The organism is Desulfovibrio sp. 86 (assembly GCF_902702915.1).
Classification (GTDB): Bacteria; Desulfobacterota; Desulfovibrionia; order Desulfovibrionales; family Desulfovibrionaceae; genus Desulfovibrio.
In genome coordinates this window covers 2,818,063-2,833,240 of the sequence record NZ_LR738849.1, presented here as the reverse complement: position 1 = coordinate 2,833,240, position 15,178 = coordinate 2,818,063, and the positions used below count along the sequence as shown (strand labels likewise).

Annotated in this window: 12 protein-coding genes and 1 tRNA gene; 12 read left to right on the top strand and 1 reads right to left on the bottom strand. The window is 59.5% G+C overall.

Going from position 1 to position 15,178, the window contains the following annotated elements:
• Nucleotides 1–242: 242 nt before the first annotated feature.
• Nucleotides 243–782 (bottom strand): bifunctional pyr operon transcriptional regulator/uracil phosphoribosyltransferase PyrR, encoded by a 540-nt coding sequence (gene pyrR, locus DESU86_RS11590; protein WP_179981188.1) that lies wholly within the window; start codon nucleotides 780–782, stop codon nucleotides 243–245.
• Between the two features lie 128 nt (nucleotides 783–910).
• Between pyrR and DESU86_RS14710 the strand changes: the two genes are divergently transcribed.
• The 12 genes from DESU86_RS14710 (at nucleotide 911) to DESU86_RS11530 (ending at nucleotide 14,064) form a co-directional block, all read left to right on the top strand.
• Nucleotides 911–1,225, top strand: coding sequence for an IscA/HesB family protein (locus DESU86_RS14710; RefSeq protein WP_179981187.1), 315 nt, complete (start codon nucleotides 911–913; stop codon nucleotides 1,223–1,225).
• A gap of 88 nt (nucleotides 1,226–1,313) precedes the next feature.
• Nucleotides 1,314–1,634: an IscA/HesB family protein gene (locus tag DESU86_RS11580; RefSeq protein WP_179981186.1), complete on the top strand. Its 321-nt coding sequence runs from the start codon at nucleotides 1,314–1,316 to the stop codon at nucleotides 1,632–1,634.
• A gap of 171 nt (nucleotides 1,635–1,805) precedes the next feature.
• A complete protein-coding gene (gene mfd / locus DESU86_RS11575) occupies nucleotides 1,806–5,261 on the top strand; it encodes a transcription-repair coupling factor (RefSeq protein WP_179981185.1) in 3,456 nt (1,151 codons plus the stop codon).
• A gap of 96 nt (nucleotides 5,262–5,357) precedes the next feature.
• A complete protein-coding gene (locus DESU86_RS11570) occupies nucleotides 5,358–6,575 on the top strand; it encodes a peptidylprolyl isomerase (protein ID WP_179981184.1) in 1,218 nt (405 codons plus the stop codon).
• 133 nt (nucleotides 6,576–6,708) lie between these two features.
• On the top strand, nucleotides 6,709–7,647 hold the full coding sequence (locus tag DESU86_RS11565; RefSeq protein WP_179981183.1) for a SurA N-terminal domain-containing protein: 939 nt from the start codon (nucleotides 6,709–6,711) through the stop codon (nucleotides 7,645–7,647).
• Between the two features lie 137 nt (nucleotides 7,648–7,784).
• A complete protein-coding gene (locus DESU86_RS11560) occupies nucleotides 7,785–8,774 on the top strand; it encodes a RodZ domain-containing protein (protein ID WP_179981182.1) in 990 nt (329 codons plus the stop codon).
• Nucleotides 8,771–9,523 carry a DNA repair protein RecO gene (gene recO / locus DESU86_RS11555; RefSeq protein ID WP_179981181.1) on the top strand — a complete coding sequence of 251 codons (753 nt, stop codon included), beginning with the start codon at nucleotides 8,771–8,773 and terminating at the stop codon, nucleotides 9,521–9,523. Before DESU86_RS11560 ends, recO begins: the two co-directional genes overlap by 4 nt.
• 314 nt (nucleotides 9,524–9,837) lie before the next feature.
• Nucleotides 9,838–10,716 carry a glycine--tRNA ligase subunit alpha gene (gene glyQ / locus DESU86_RS11550; RefSeq protein ID WP_179981180.1) on the top strand — a complete coding sequence of 293 codons (879 nt, stop codon included), beginning with the start codon at nucleotides 9,838–9,840 and terminating at the stop codon, nucleotides 10,714–10,716.
• A 4-nt stretch (nucleotides 10,717–10,720) separates the two neighbouring features.
• Entirely contained in the window at nucleotides 10,721–12,805 is a 2,085-nt protein-coding gene (glyS, locus tag DESU86_RS11545) for a glycine--tRNA ligase subunit beta (RefSeq protein WP_179981179.1), read from the top strand.
• Between the two features lie 216 nt (nucleotides 12,806–13,021).
• Nucleotides 13,022–13,288, top strand: coding sequence for a 30S ribosomal protein S20 (rpsT, locus tag DESU86_RS11540; protein WP_179981178.1), 267 nt, complete (start codon nucleotides 13,022–13,024; stop codon nucleotides 13,286–13,288).
• A gap of 184 nt (nucleotides 13,289–13,472) precedes the next feature.
• A tRNA-Arg gene (locus tag DESU86_RS11535) sits at nucleotides 13,473–13,549 on the top strand.
• A 143-nt stretch (nucleotides 13,550–13,692) separates the two neighbouring features.
• Nucleotides 13,693–14,064: a hypothetical protein gene (locus tag DESU86_RS11530; RefSeq protein WP_179981177.1), complete on the top strand. Its 372-nt coding sequence runs from the start codon at nucleotides 13,693–13,695 to the stop codon at nucleotides 14,062–14,064.
• Nucleotides 14,065–15,178: the final 1,114 nt, after the last annotated feature.

Genomic DNA, 15,178 nt, shown 5'->3' with positions numbered 1-15,178 from the left:
GATTACCTCGTGCTCAGGTTTGCCGCGTCATGCTCCTTGCCGCAAAACGCGCCGCCGCCCGCATACACTCCACACCGTGAAGCTGCCGGGATTGCGTCAGGTCTTGCGCGTGAGCATGTGCGCTCCTTGATTTTCGCCGCACGGACTGTATCCGTGGGGGGGGAGGATGAAGGCCGCACGCGGCGACCGGATGATTCGTGCAGGCGGGGCGTTTTTGCCGGGCCGCCTGTCGCCATCACATACTATACGGGACTTGCCGTCAGGTGTACGGCGTCCTGTCCGTCCCGTTCAGCCAGCAGCACGTCAACGCGCTCCTGGCGGCTGGTATTGACCATGCGGCCCACATAATCCGCGTGAATGGGCAGCTCGCGGTGTCCCCTGTCAATGAAGGCCAGCAATTCCACAGCCATGGGGCGTCCGTAGTCCAGCAGGGCTTCCAGGGCGGCACGTATGGTGCGCCCGGTGTACAGCACGTCATCAACAAGAATAATGACGCGCCCGTCAACGCTGGCCGGTATGCGCGACTGCCCGATGTGGGGTTTGCCTTCGAGGCTTGTCCAGTCGTCACGGTAGAGGTTTATGTCCAGCGTGCCCAGCAGCACGGGATGCCCAAGGCGCTCCTCAAGCAGGGCGGACAGGCGGCGGGCGATATCAGCGCCGCGCCGTTCGATACCCACCAGCATGACATGGTCGCACTTGGCGTGGCGCTCCATAATCTGGGACGCCAGGCGTTCCAGCATGCGCGCCATTTCGTGCTGCTCGAGCAGCAGGGTTGTGTTCATGTTTCCTCCCGTGGCATCTGCCTGGCAAAACCCTACCGCTTTTTGTGATTGAAGAAAAGTCCCCCGACAATTGACAAGCCAGAAGCATGGCCTTAGTTACTATGGGCACCAGAAATATGGAGGACATCATGATTCAGTTGACCGACACTGCCCGCAAGGAGCTTGATACCTTCTTCGCGGACAAGAAAAAGGATCCGATTCGGATTTACCTCTCGGCTGGTTGAGGCGGCCCGCGCCTCGCTCTGGCTCTGGACGAGCCGAATGACCAGGATGCAACCGAGAAACAGGCTGGGTACACCTTCTGCATGAGCAAGTCTTTGCTGGATGAAGTGAAGGGAGTTTCCGTTGATTTAACCTATATGGGATTCACGCTCACCCCCGACGTGCCCTTTGCTTCAGAAGGCGATGGTTGCAGCAGCTGCTCAAGCTGCGGAAGCCACTAACCAAACGGGCCTGGTTCCCCGTCAGCCGATGAAGCATCTCAGCCTGTTTTTCGGAATATATACTACCCGAAAAAATCATGGAGGAACCATGCTCGAACTTACCGAAAGCGCTCAAAAAGAATTGGCAGCCTACTTTGAAGGCAAGGACAAAAGCGACATTCGCATTTACCTTGCCCCCGGCGGTTGCAGCGGCCCGCGCCTTGCGCTGGCACTCGACGCCACCACAGATGAGGACCAGAGCGAGGATCAGGGCGGCTTCACCTTCTGCATCAACAAGGATCTGCTGGCCCAGGTGGAAGGCGTGAAAATCGACCTCACCCCCATGGGCTTTATGGTGGAGCCCAACGTGCCCCTGCCTCAGAGCGAGGGCGGTTGCTCCGGCTGCGGCGGCGGCTGCGGCACGCATTAGCAAGCAAACAGATGCGGTTGACCGGGGGCGGCTTTAGGGCCGCCCCCTTGTCACTTTGTGACGGCCCTCTTTTTCGGGTTTCATAACCACGCGTCATATAAAACTTTGTGCGGATCGTTCGCGCGCGCCCTGGCCGTGCAAAAACAACGGTCAGGTCAATGGAACGGGTTAATGGACAGTTTTAACGCAGTACTGACAAGTCAGGAAAATCAGATATATATCGAGCGCAGCGGCATGGCCACGCGCTGTCGTCTCGCCGTTGAGGCCATGGCCCGTGGGCGCACAGTGGTTCTGGTGGCCCGCGAACGTGAAGAGTATACGCTTGCCCGCGCACTGCTGACGCTCTTTACCCCGGAACTTTCCTTTGGCGAAAAGCCCCTGTCCGAACCCCTGTGGCGCAGCCCCTGCCTGGCCCTGCCCGCCTTGAGCCAGCGGCAGGACAGAGTTTCGTGGGCGGCGCGCCTGGCCGCCCTGTATGGGCTTGGCCTCGGGCAGCCACGCTGCCTGGTGTGCAGCGTTGAAAGCCTATTGCTGCGCCATGTCCCCCTCAATTTCTTCGCCTCACGCAACCTTGACCTGCGCAAGGGCAGCGATTACGCGCCCGAACTGCTGCTCGATCAGGCCGTGGAATGGGGCTACGAGCGCGTGGCCATGGTCACCCGGCCCGGAGAAATGGCGCGCCGGGGCGATATTCTTGATATTTTTCCCGCTGGCTATGCCAAGCCCGTGCGCCTGGAGTTTTTTGGCGACACCCTGGACGAGATGCGCGTTTTTGACGCTGAAAGCCAGCGTTCCCTGCAGGGCTGCGACGAACTGACGCTCCTTCCCGCCAGCCCGCTGGCCCTGGACGCTAAAGCTCTGGCAACGGCGCGCGAGCGTTGCGACCGCATGTTCGCCGAAGGCCGCATCGGCGAAAACGAATGCTATTCCTTTAAAAAATCGCTGGACAGCGGCGGCCTGGGACTTTTGCCCGGCAGCGTGCTTGAAGCCACAAGTTTCATTGAAGACTGGCTGCCCAAGGACAGTCTGTGGCTGCTGCCCGGCGAGGCCGACAGCGCCGACGCTTTGCGCGACGGCCGCCTGAGCCTCAAGGAAAGGCTGGAAGCCCCGGACGCTCCCCTGCCGCAACCCGCTACGCTCACATTGCGCAAAAGCTCGCAGCCCGCGCCCTGGAACGGCTTTCAGCGTATCTACGCCGAACCGCTGGTCATGGGGGTTGAAGTGCGCGGCCTTGATCTGGCCGAACGTCACCTGCACTCCTTTACCGATCTCTTTCCCCTGCCGGGAGCGCAAGACCGCCCCTGGCAGCACCTCTCCGCAGCGCTCAAGGAGTGGCGCAACAGCCGCCGTCAGGTGGTTCTCAGTTTTTCGTCAGGCAGAAGCCGGGCAAAGTTCCTGAAACTGGCCGAGCAGGACGGCATTGTGCCCGCCCTGCGTTACGCGCCGGAACAAAAGGGGATTTTTGCCCTTGTTTCGCCCTTCAGGTCGGGCGCGGACCTTGTCTGGGACGACACCCTGGTGCTCGGCGAGGACATCCTCTACCCCAAGGCCGAAAAAACGCCCCGGGTTTCTTCCCGCGTATTCAAAGGGCTGGACACTTTTGACGACCTCAGGCCCGGCGATCTTCTGGTACACCGCGATTACGGCATAGGGCGTTTTGCGGGTCTGCACCACCTGGATCTCAACGCGGCGGCCAACGATTTTCTGCTGGTGGAATATTCCGGCAAGGACAAGCTTTACGTGCCTGCGGACAGGTTGGGGCTTATCCAGCGCTTCAAGGGCACGGAAGGCGTGGAGCCCGCCCTTGACCGCCTGGGCGGCGCCGCCTGGGTGGTCGGCAAGGAAAAAGCCCGCAAGGCCATTGAAAAAATCGCCGCAGATCTGGTGGAGATGTACGCCTACCGCAAGGTCACCAAGGGCTTCCGTTATGACCCGCCCGGCGAGCTGTATCACGAATTTGAGGCCACCTTCGGCTTTGAGGAAACCCCGGATCAGGCCAAGGCCATCCAGGACGTGCTGGACGATATGGACAAGTCGAGCCCCATGGATCGCCTTGTGTGCGGCGACGTGGGCTTCGGCAAAACAGAGGTGGCCCTGCGCGCCGCCTTCCGCGCCGCCTCCGAGGGGCGGCAGGTGGCCATGCTCTGCCCCACCACCGTGCTGGCCGAGCAGCACTATCAGACCTTCAGGGCGCGCCTGGCGGGCTTTCCCGTCAATGTGGGCCTGCTCAGCCGTTTTGTGTCGCGCCCCAAACAGAAAGAGGTGCTCAAGGCCGCTGCCGCCGGGCAGGTAGACATCCTCATCGGTACCCACCGCATTTTGTCCACCGACGTGAAACTGCCCAATCTGACCCTGCTCATCCTTGACGAAGAACAGCGGTTTGGCGTGCGTCATAAAGAAAAGCTCAAGGCCCTCAAAAAAAACGTGGATGTGCTGACGCTCACGGCCACGCCCATTCCGCGTACCTTGCAGCTCTCCATGTCGGGCATCCGCGAGCTTTCCATCATCGAAACAGCGCCGCAGGACCGCAAACCCGTGGCCAGCGCCGTGCTGCGCAGGGACGACAACGTGCTGCGCAAGGTGATGGAACGCGAAATGGAGCGTGAAGGACAGATATTCTGGGTCTACAACCGTGTGCAGGGGCTGGAGCGCGTGGCGGAATACGTGCGCGGGCTTGTTCCTGCGGCCCGCGTGGGCATGGCCCACGGCCAGATGTCCGAAACCGAGCTTGAAGACACCATGCACAAGTTCTGGCATGGCGAACTGGATGTGCTGGTATGCACGTCCATAGTGGAATCCGGCCTGGACTTTCCCCGCGCCAACACCCTGGTGGTGGATCAGGCGCAGATGTTCGGCCTGGGGCAACTGTACCAGTTGCGCGGCCGCGTGGGCCGCAGCGACAGGCAGGCATACGCCTTTTTTGTGGTGCCCGACGCCGAGCGCCTTACTGCCGTGGCCGAGGAGCGCCTGCGCATCATTATGGACATGGACTACCTGGGCGCGGGTTTTCAGGTGGCCATGGAAGACCTGCGCCTGCGCGGCGCGGGCAATATACTAGGCGAAGTCCAGTCGGGCCACATGTGCCGCGTGGGCCTTGACCTGTACCTTGAAATGCTGGAGGAAGCCGTGGGCCGCCTCAAGGGCATGCCCGAAAGCATCGTGGCAGAAACGGAACTGACGCTGGGCCTCCCGGCGCATATTCCCGCGTCGTACATTGACGACGGACGCGAACGGCTGCGCTGCTACAAGGCCCTCACCTCGGCTTCCGGCGGGGCCGCGCGTGAAGAAACGGCCCTGTCCATCCGTGACCGCTTCGGGCCATTCCCCGAAGAGCTGGCAAACTTCCTGGCCGTGCTGGACTTCAAGCAGTTTCTTACGGAACTTCAGGTGCAGAAGGCCGAGGTGCGCCGCGAATCCGTGCGCCTGACCTGGCCGGACGGACAGACGGCCGTGCAGCCGGAGCGCATTGTGGCTCTTGCCGCGTCCCTGCCGGGCGCGCGCGTGCACCCTCCGGCGGGCCTTGCGCTGACGCTGGAAAAAGACGTTCCCCTGGCGCAGGGGCTTGACAGATTGCGTCAGGCGCTGGAAGACATACGCATACCAGTTGCGGCAAAGGTTTCGGCCTGACCTGGCCAAAGGCCAGCCCGCTCCGGCTGCGTTTCGTTCCGGCTGCGTTTCGTTCCGGCTGCGCTTCGCTCCGGCCGACGTCAAAAGAGGATGCCCATGCCCCTGATTTTTTCTGCCACGCCCGGTCAGCATGACAGGCTGCCGCTCCCGGTTTCCGGCTGCGCCTCAGGCGCGTCGTCGCGTCCGGGGCACGGGGGGGCTTCTGCCGCAGGGCCGGGACGCAAGGGCGTGTTTCTGGCGGCGCGTCTGGCGCTCACGGCATGCTGCCTTCTGCTGTGCGCCTGCTTTGAGGCCCGCCTGCCCGAAGGCGTGGTGGCCACTGTCAACGGGGAGCCCATCTACCTGCGCACGGTGCAGGCCCTGCTGGACAGCCGCTCCGCCGCTCTGGGCACCCTGCAGCGCCCTTCCCTTGAAAACATGAAGCGCCAGTACGGCGACGCGCTGGGTACGCTGATCATTTACACCCTGGTGCGCCAGGATTTGCGTGATTTGCAGATTCCCGTGACGGACGCCGCCCTTGAAGCCGCAGTGACGGCCATCAGGGAGGACTACGGCGGCGAGGACGGACTGGCGCGGTTTCTGGCCGACGAATCACTGGACGAAAATGAATGGCGCGTGCTCATGCGCGACCACCTGGCCATGCAGAGCTTTGAAAAGCGCATCCTTTTGCCCGGCATCCGCATTTCTCTGAGCGATGTGCGCTCCTATTACAAGGAACACGAAGCAGAGTTCGCTTTGCCCGAAATTCTGGACGTTTGCCTGATTTCCTCCGTAGAATCACAGCCTGTGCAGACCTTTTGCAGCGCCTTCACCTCCGGCCGTCCGACTGAGAAAGAGCCGTCCGCAAACCTCCTGGTGCTGTGCCAGGAAGTCAGCGCGGCCCAGTTGCCGCCTGCCTGGCAGAAAAAAGCTGAAAAACTCGCGCCCGGACAGTGCGCCGCCCCTGTTCAGGAAGACGGGCGCTGGTACGGCCTGGCCCTGAAGGAGCGCAACGCCGCCCATACCATGGGCATGGCCGAGGCCTATCCGCTCATTGAAAACATTTTGCAACAGCAGCGCAAGGATGCCGCCTTCGAAAGCTGGCTGACCACGGCGCTGGGCCGGGCGAAGGTTCGCGTCAATCCGGATCTCATGGCCGACCTGCTTACGCCGCCCTCCGCCAGACCGGCCATGGGCGATGACGCTCCCGGCGATGCCGCAGGCCCGGCCGTGCGCGGCAGCGTCAACGGTTCCGGCGATGCCGGCTCCGCTCCGGCGGACGGCGGAGACGGATTGAACGCCCCTGAGGGAGGGGGCGGAACAGACGGACCATAAAAAACGGGGGGGCCGACAGGCTTGACCGGCAGGGTCTGTAAGCCTGTCAGGCGGTCATTGCATGTCGTGCTGTTTTGGGCTAAAAATCGAAAGATAAACAGGCGCACCGCGCTTTGCACGAGGGAGAATCTCTGTGAGGAAAATACTTGTTTTGCTGCTGGCGATCGTGCTTACAACCGCATGCGGCGTGCAGGCCGCACAGCTTAATAAGGTGGCTGCTGTTGTCAACGGACAAGTCATTACCATGTTTGACCTGCAAAAAAATGCGTTGCCTGACGTAATCCGGTCCGGGCTTAACCCCGAAAATCCGGCCAACGCCAAGCAGGTGGACACGGTTTTTCGCAAGGTTCTGGATCTGATGATTATGGATATTCTCATCGCCCAGGAAGCCAAAAGACTGAAAGTCAGCGTTTCCCCTTCGGAGATCGACAATGAGATCGCCAAAGTGATGCAGGGCCGCAACATGACCAAGCAGCAGTTTGAAGAGCAGCTTGCGCGTCAGAAGAGCAGCGTGGCCGAATTGCGCGGCAACATCGAAAAAACGCTGTTGCGCCAGAAGATCATGAGCATGGAAGTGGGCCGCAAGGTTGTGGTCACGCCAGAGGAAATTCAGGCATACTATGAGGCCCACAAATCCACCATGTACGACCGCAGCGGTCTGCACATGGGGGTTCTGGTCTATTCGCCCAAGGTCAACGCCGCCTCCATTGCCGCCCAGATACGCTCCGGAGCGCTGACCTTTGAAGAAGCCGCGCTGAAGTATTCCATCGCGCCCAACAAGGAAAAGGGCGGCGATATGGGCCCGGTGGAATGGGACCGCCTGAACCCCGAATGGGAAGCACGGCTCACCCAGATGAAGCCCGGCGATGTAACGGAAATCTTTGACCTTCAGGGGCACAAGGCGCAGGTGCATCTTTTCCGCCCAGGCGGCAGCAGCGAGATGAAAATACTCACGCTTGAAGAGGCCAAACCGCAGATCGACGCCATCCTGCGCCAGCCCAAGGCCATGGAACGCTTTGACGATTATACGGGACAATTACGCAAAAAAGCGGTAATCGATATTCGGTTGTAGCATAACCGTTCAGGCGTGTGCGTGGCCCCGGCCGCGCCGCGCCATTCCGGCGGCGTACCGTCCTTGGCCTCAGGCCGGGGACAGCCCACCGGCAACAGCCGCCCGCGGGGCGGCAAAGACCTTTATCGAGGCTTTGCATGACCTTAGAGGAACTGGGCGCGGTCCTTCGCGCGGAGCGCGAAAAAAGGGGCCTCAGCATTGAAGATGCGGCCAACCATCTGAAGATAGGCGCACGCCTTTTGCGCGCGCTCGAGGCGGGTGACTCCGCTTCTTTGCCCCATCTGGCGTATACCAAGGGTTTCATTCGTTCCTACTCCGCATATGTGGGACTCTCAGCCGAAGAAATCAGCGCGGCCCTGTCCGCTCTGGAGGCTGAAAACGAAGAAGCTTTGATCCAGCAGACGCCCCTGCCGGACGTCACCCTGACTCCACGGCGCAATTTCAAACCCTTTTTGTCCGTCTTTGTCGTGCTGCTGCTGGGTATTGGCGTTTACCTGGTCTGGCAGCACGGCGCGCTGGATGTTTTGACCAGCCAGACGCGCCGCCAGGCGCAGCCCGCCCCCATGCAAAGCCCGGACAACGCGGAAACGCCGCCTCTGGGAACTGAGGCCCGCAATCTTGGCCGTGAGGCACGCCAGAGCGGCGCTGCCGGACAACTCGCCGCAACCGCCACAGACAGCGGGCCGCAGGCTGGCCGCTCCGCAGCGCCCGCCGCTTCCGGCGCGCAGCGTAGCGAAACCGCTGGCGCGCAGGCCCCCGTACCGGCGGCGACCGCCGCAACATCTGGCCCCGCCACAACGCCCGGCACTGCCGCAACCACTGGCCCCGCCGCCGCGTCAGCCGCCACATCGGCAGCCACAACGCCGCAGACGCCTGTGACTGGCCCCCACAAGGTCATCATTACGGCCACGGAGGAATGCTGGGTGCATTCCAATGCCGATCATACCGATACGAGGCAGTTTTCCCTGCGCAAGGGCGACACCTTTGCCCTTACGTTCACCAAGAGTCTGGAACTGAAGCTCGGCAATGCGGGCGGCGTGCGCCTGCGCTATGATGGCGAGGAGCTTCCCCCCGTGGGCGCAAGCGGTCAGGTGCGCACGCTGACCTTCCCTCCGGCGCTCCCATGACGGAATGGGCCGATCACGCGCTTGTGCTGCGGATGGGGCACTTTCGTGAGTCGGACCTCTGGCTGAAAACCCTCTGTCGCAAGCACGGCCTGCTGACGCTGTTCGCCTTTGGCGGCAGCAGAAGCAGGCGTCGCTTTTGCGGCTGTCTTGACGTGCTCAACAGTCTGCACTGCCGGGTGAAAACCTCGCCGCGCGGCGGGTTTCTCAACCTGGAAGAAGCCGTGCTGCTGAACGGCCCCCAGGCGCTGCGGCGCGACTGGCGGCGTATGGGCCTTGCCGCCAATTGCCTGCGCTTTGTGGAGGCTCTTGGTGTGGGAGACGAAGGGGCGGACGAAGCCTTTGTGCTGGTGGAAGACATGCGGCGAACCCTTGAGGAAGCCGCATCCCTGCCCGCGCTTTTTCCCCTTTTCTTCCGCCTGCGCCTGGCGGGCGCTCTGGGCTTTGCGCCAAGCCTCGACGTGTGCGGTCACTGCGGCTGTGAACTGAGCGGCCCCGGACAGTTTGTGGTGGACGAAGGGCACGTGCGCTGCCCATCCTGCCGTGCCGAGGCCGGGCCAGTGCGCTATGGCGTGGAACTGAGCGCCGACGGGCTTGACCTTTTGCGCCATGTGCAGCAAGAATTGCCATCCGCCTGGCACGCGGAGGAACTGCCTCCAGCGGACCGGCGGGCCTGCTCGCGGGTTATTGACGGTTTTGTGCAATACCACCTGGGGTTGGCGTGGGAGGGGGGCTTTTTTCGCCGCGTATGACAAGAACGGTTCGCCGGGCTTGTGGTTTGCGGTTTTTTGGGTCTGGTTCTGGGAATTTTTTTGCCAGACCACGGGGGCACTGCATAACAGGGAACCATTGACTGGCGGCTTTCTGCCTTCAATGCCGCTGCCCTGCGCACAGTGGCAGACATTTAGAACATTTTCACTTTGAAATTGCTCTGGCGACTGAGCGATCAGTCGCCCGCTGCTAAGGCGCAAGCGCTATTAATTTGCGCGGTTAAGCGCCGAAGCGAGCGTGTCTTAAACGTTGAGAACGTACATTCTCAATGTTAATCTGCTATAAAGGACAGCACATGTATTTTCAGGACGTGATACTCACCCTACAAGATTACTGGGCCAGGCAGGGCTGCGTCATTGAGCAGCCCTCCGGTGTGGAATGCGGGGCAGGCACCTTCAACCCCCATACCTTTTTGCGTGTTATCGGTCCCGAACCCTGGAGCGTGGCCTACGTGGAACCTTCACGGCGTCCCACGGACGGCCGCTACGGCGAAAATCCCAACCGCCTGCAACGCTATTTCCAGTTTCAGGTCATCATGAAGCCCTCGCCGGACAACGTGCAGGACCTCTATCTGCAAAGCCTCAATGCCCTGGGCATCAATCCCGCCCAGCACGACATACGCTTTGTGGAAGACGACTGGGAATCCCCCACCCTCGGCGCCTGGGGGCTTGGCTGGGAAGTATGGCTCAACGGCATGGAAGTAAGCCAGTTCACCTACTTTCAGCAGGTGGGCGGCATTGACCTTTCGCCCGTGAGCGTTGAACTGACCTACGGCCTTGAACGCCTGACCATGTATCTTCAGGGTGTGGAATCCGTTTACGATCTGGCCTGGAACAAGGATGTGACCTATGGCCACATCTACCACCAGAACGAAGTGGAACAGTCACGCCACAATTTTGAAGTCAGCGACGCGCAAATGCTGCTGCGCCATTTCAGTGATTTTGAAGGCCAGTGCAAGGCCATGCTGGAACTGGGCCTGCCCTGGCCCGCCTATGATTACTGCCTGAAGTGTTCGCATACCTTCAACCTGCTGGATGCGCGCGGGGCCATATCCATCACTGAACGCACCGGCTACATCGGCCGGGTGCGGGCCCTGGCGGCGGGCGTGGCCCGCCTGTACGCGGCTCAGCGCGAAGAACTGGGCTATCCCATGCTCAAAAAGGATGCGAGGTAAAGCCGTGGCCACCTTTGTGCTTGAAATTGGCAGCGAAGAACTGCCCTCCCGTTTTCTGGCTCCCGAAGAGGCGGAACTCTCCGCAAGGTTTGCCGCAGCCCTTGATGAAGCCGGTCTGGAATATGGCGATCTGCGCGTCATGAGCACGCCGCGGCGCGCCGTGGTCATGATTGAAAATCTCAATCCCGTGCAGGTTGAACGCGAGGACATCGTGGCCGGCCCGCCCGTCCGCGTGGCCTATGACGCCAACGGCAAGGCCACCAAGGCCCTTGAAGGCTTTGTGCGCACCAACGGCTGCACCCTTGACGACGTTTTTCAGCAGGAAACCGAAAAAGGCGTCTATGTCGCCGTGCGCAAGCACACCGGCGGCGCGCACGCCAACGGTCTTCTGGCGGCCATATGCCCGGCCGTCATCGCGGCCCTGCCCTTTGCCAAGCGCATGCGCTGGGGCAATTACTCCTTTGCCTATGCCCGGCCCCTGCGCTGGATACTGGCCCTGCTGGACAGCGAGGTCATCCCCTTCGAGGTTGGCCCCATAACCTCCGGGCGCGAAACCTGCGGCCACCGCATCCACGGCCCCGGCCCCTTTGCCGTGGCCCATGCCGACGATTTTCTGAAAACCCTGGCCGGGCCCTGCGCCATCACCCTTGACCCCGCGCAGCGCCGCAAGATCATCATCGAGGGCGGCAATGCCCAGGCCGTGGCCGCCAAGGGCAAGGTTCTGTGGAAAGACAGCCTCCTTGACGAAGTACAGGGACTTGCCGAGCATCCCGTGCCCCTGCTGGCGGATTTTGATCCGGCCTACCTTGAGGTTCCGCGCGAGGTGCTGCTGACCAGCATGGAAAGCCACCAGAAAAGCTTTGGCATTGAAGACGCCCAGGGCCAGTTGCTGCCGCATTTTCTGACGGTTCTCAACATCACCCCTGAGGACATGGATATTGTCAAACGCGGGTGGGAAAGAGTGCTGCGCGCCCGCCTCGACGACGCCCGTTTCTTCTGGCGCGCCGACCTGCGCGAAACCTTTGACCACTGGCTGCAAAAGCTTGATACGGTCATCTTCATCGGCGGCCTCGGCAGCATGGGCGACAAGACGCGCCGTCTTGAAGCGCTGTGCCAATGGCTGGCTGAAAAATGCGCCCCTGACCTCGCTTCCGACGCCGCGCGCGCCGGGCGGCTCTCCAAGGCCGACCTGGTCAGCGGGCTTGTGGGCGAATTTGATACGCTTCAGGGCATCATGGGCGGCATCTACGCCGGGCGCAAAGGCGAAAACGCCACTGTGGCCCAGGCCGTTGCCGAGCAGTACCTGCCCGCCGGGCCGGATTCCCCCCTGCCGGGCAGCATGGGCGGAGCACTTTTGTCACTGGCCGACAAGGCCGACACCCTCGCGGGCTGCTTCGGCCTTGGCATGATACCCACCGGCGCGGCAGACCCCAACGGCCTTCGCCGTTGCGCCTTGGGCATCATACGCATTGTGCTGGATTTCGGCCTGCCGCTGGACATGCGCCAGGTTTTCGCCAAAGCGCAGGAATTGTACGGCGACAGGCAGTGGAAACTGCCCCCTGCCGAAGCGCTCGACAAACTGATGGAATTTTTCGCCGCCCGGCTGCGCAACTATTTCATGAGTCAGGGGCAGGACACCCTGCTGGTTGACGCCGTGCTTGGCGCAGGTTCCGCACAGGTAAAAGAATGCGGCGCGCGCCTGACCGCCCTGGCGGCCTTCAGCCGTGAGGCTGGCTTTGCCGAGGCTGCCCAGACCTTCAAGCGCGTGGCCAACATCCTGCGCAAGCAGGGCCAGGCCGAGGAAATTCCCGCCCAATGGGCGGCGGATCTTTTGCAGGAAGATGCGGAAAAGGCCCTGGCCGCCACGCTGGATCAACTGCTGCCGAAGCTTGACCAGATGTGGACTGCGCAGGATCACGCTGGCGCACTGGCCTGCCTCAGCGAAGTGCGCCCTGCCGTGGACGCTTTTTTTGACGGCGTCATGGTCATGTGCGATGACCCGGCCCTGCGGCGCAACCGCCTGGCCATGCTGCAGGCCCTGGGTGGGCGTTTTGCCCGTCTGGCCGATTTTGCGGCCTTGCAAATGTAGCCCTGTTTGGGTATGTTCCCATTCCGGTTGTTCCGGCCTGCCCGCCGGCGGGATCAGAACAGCCGGAATGGTTGACAAAAAGAAAGAATGCCGCCGGAATTCCGGCGCAAAGCTTGACAGGCATACGGGGCTGTGCTAACAACCCGTCTTCGCGATAGCGCATCAGAATTCAGACTCATGGCTTGCCAGCGCAAGCCCAACATAGTGGAGGATACCGTGGCCAACCATAAGTCAGCCATCAAGCGTCACAGGCAGAGCTTGCAGAGGGCCGGTCGTAACCGCGCCGCCCGTACCCGCGTGAAGAACGCCATCAAACAGGTGCGCTCCGCCATCACGGGCACCGACAAGGCTCAGGCCAATGAAGCTCTGGTGGCCGCCACTTCCGTGCTTTCCAAGGCTGCCAGCAAGGGCGCCATGCACTGGAAGAAGGCTGCGCGCAAGATTTCGCGTCTGGCTCGCGCCGTTAACGGCATCGAAGCCTAGTGCCTTTGCGGGCAGATTTTTCTGCCGTCGGTTTATTGTGTTTTTGACAGCGCTCTCTCGCTGACGGTGCACGCAATGGCGTGTACGCTTTTTGAAAATTTCAACTAAGCTCGCAGATTTTCAAAAAATATTTTGGAAAAAGCTTGACGGCCACTGCGACTTAATATAGATTCCCCTTCGTTGCGCGCTCGTAGCTCAGCTGGATAGAGCAACAGGCTACGAACCTGTAGGTCAGGAGTTCGAATCTCTTCGGGCGCACCACAAGAAAATCAAGCGGTTAGCTGTAATAAGCTGACCGCTTTTTTCGTGTCTTTTGTCTATTTGTGCCACCTGTGTGCCACTTAAAAATATTTTGCTTCGTGAAAGGTCGTGAATCTGGCATGGTGGGGCCGGAGGTTCACAGCATGAAAAAAATGTTGCCCGCCATACTCATAACGCTAGGGATAAGTGGCGCTGTCTACGCGGCAGATGAAAACGCTTTAAACGAATTAGCTTCAAATTCATCAATGTATGCTGCGTATTATATTGTCGTAGAAGAATGTATAAAAGACGAAAAGAACCTAGAAACAAAGCAGAAATTCGCTCAATTAGGGGATGAGATGCTTATGGCATCAATCTTTTTTTCAAACCAAAAAACGGCTCAGTCCAGATTCAATTTGTTTAAAAAACAGGTATATGAAGAAGTTGAATACAGTTGCGGGAACATATCACGTGTTGTTGAGAAATATGGCGATACCTGCCTGCTTCTCTCAACAGAGTTCAGGCGAAAACAGTAAGCGACACCTCGCCCGGCAGAAGGGGGTTGAACAGAATAGCCCCCCGCATAGAAACTCACTAATGCGAAGAGGATTGAAGTGGTACAGGGGAATGAGATGAGGTTTGTGAAAGAGCCGTGCGTAGAAAAATCTACAGCTACTATATTGGGTTAGAAATCTTTACAAACAGATCAGTGCAACATGGATCCCTAAACTGCCGCACTTCGTTCCTTCCCCGAGAGTGTCAAATGGATCCTGTAATAACTTGTTGACAGAAGATTTGTGGGCAGTTACCGTTCAGAAACAAGAAAAATTATTTGAACAAACATAGCTACACCTCAACATCCTACTATTTGAATTTACATCACTTTAGCAGTCTCGTTGTGAGGGTGTTTAATAGTGGGTATTTATCAATATTAGTGGAGAGGAGAATAGCTATGAATTCAATACCAAATATTAGTCTGAAGGGGGAATTCCCCCCGTCAGCAATGGTCTTAATAGCCATTGGGGTCACCGTGCTACTTGTGTGTAAAGGCCTTTCGTTCCTTCAACCGCTAACAGTCAGCACCACAAAATAAGTAGCATCGCCATGAGCCCCGCATTGTCGGGGCTCACTTTATTTTCTCAACACGATCCTTTTAAAGATAATCCCGGCCCATGTACTGAGTCGGGATTTTTGTTTCAAGCCGTCAGGTGGCTATTGTAGGCTATTTTTTGACTCGCTCAAGCTCATTCTGGCATTGCTCCACATAGTCGCCCAGGTTCTTAGCAGCGAAGGCAATCATGTTCAGCCCGGCATAAAGGGAATGTGTAATGCCCCCCATAAATCAAAAGGCCTTTACGAAAGGAATCCTTCCGCTATTTACCCGCCGCCTGCTTCCAGCCTGCCCCAGAGCCATGCCCGTGATCCGGCTTACTTTTTGCCCTTGCGGATGGAGGGCGCATTCGTAACATCCCTGTAACGCAGGCATTATTTTATTATTGAAGAACTATGCAATATGTTTTAATACTAATAAAAACAACTACACAGAATAGCTGCTTTACTGTGCGGTGCAGTACACATTTTATAAAATTTTTGCATTTTATAATTTTTGTTTGTACGCCGAAATAGTTTTTCATGGCATTTTATTTCAAT

Bases quoted from the DNA above. Each gene is read 5' to 3' on its own strand.
- pyrR (WP_179981188.1), bottom strand. From the start codon at position 782: ATGAACACAACCCTGCTGCTCGAGCAGCACGAAATGGCGCGCATGCTG.
- DESU86_RS11580 (WP_179981186.1), top strand. From the start codon at position 1,314: ATGCTCGAACTTACCGAAAGCGCTCAAAAAGAATTGGCAGCCTACTTT.
- mfd (WP_179981185.1), top strand. From the start codon at position 1,806: ATGGACAGTTTTAACGCAGTACTGACAAGTCAGGAAAATCAGATATAT.
- DESU86_RS11570 (WP_179981184.1), top strand. From the start codon at position 5,358: ATGCCCCTGATTTTTTCTGCCACGCCCGGTCAGCATGACAGGCTGCCG.
- DESU86_RS11560 (WP_179981182.1), top strand. From the start codon at position 7,785: ATGACCTTAGAGGAACTGGGCGCGGTCCTTCGCGCGGAGCGCGAAAAA.
- recO (WP_179981181.1), top strand. From the start codon at position 8,771: ATGACGGAATGGGCCGATCACGCGCTTGTGCTGCGGATGGGGCACTTT.
- glyQ (WP_179981180.1), top strand. From the start codon at position 9,838: ATGTATTTTCAGGACGTGATACTCACCCTACAAGATTACTGGGCCAGG.
- DESU86_RS11530 (WP_179981177.1), top strand. From the start codon at position 13,693: ATGAAAAAAATGTTGCCCGCCATACTCATAACGCTAGGGATAAGTGGC.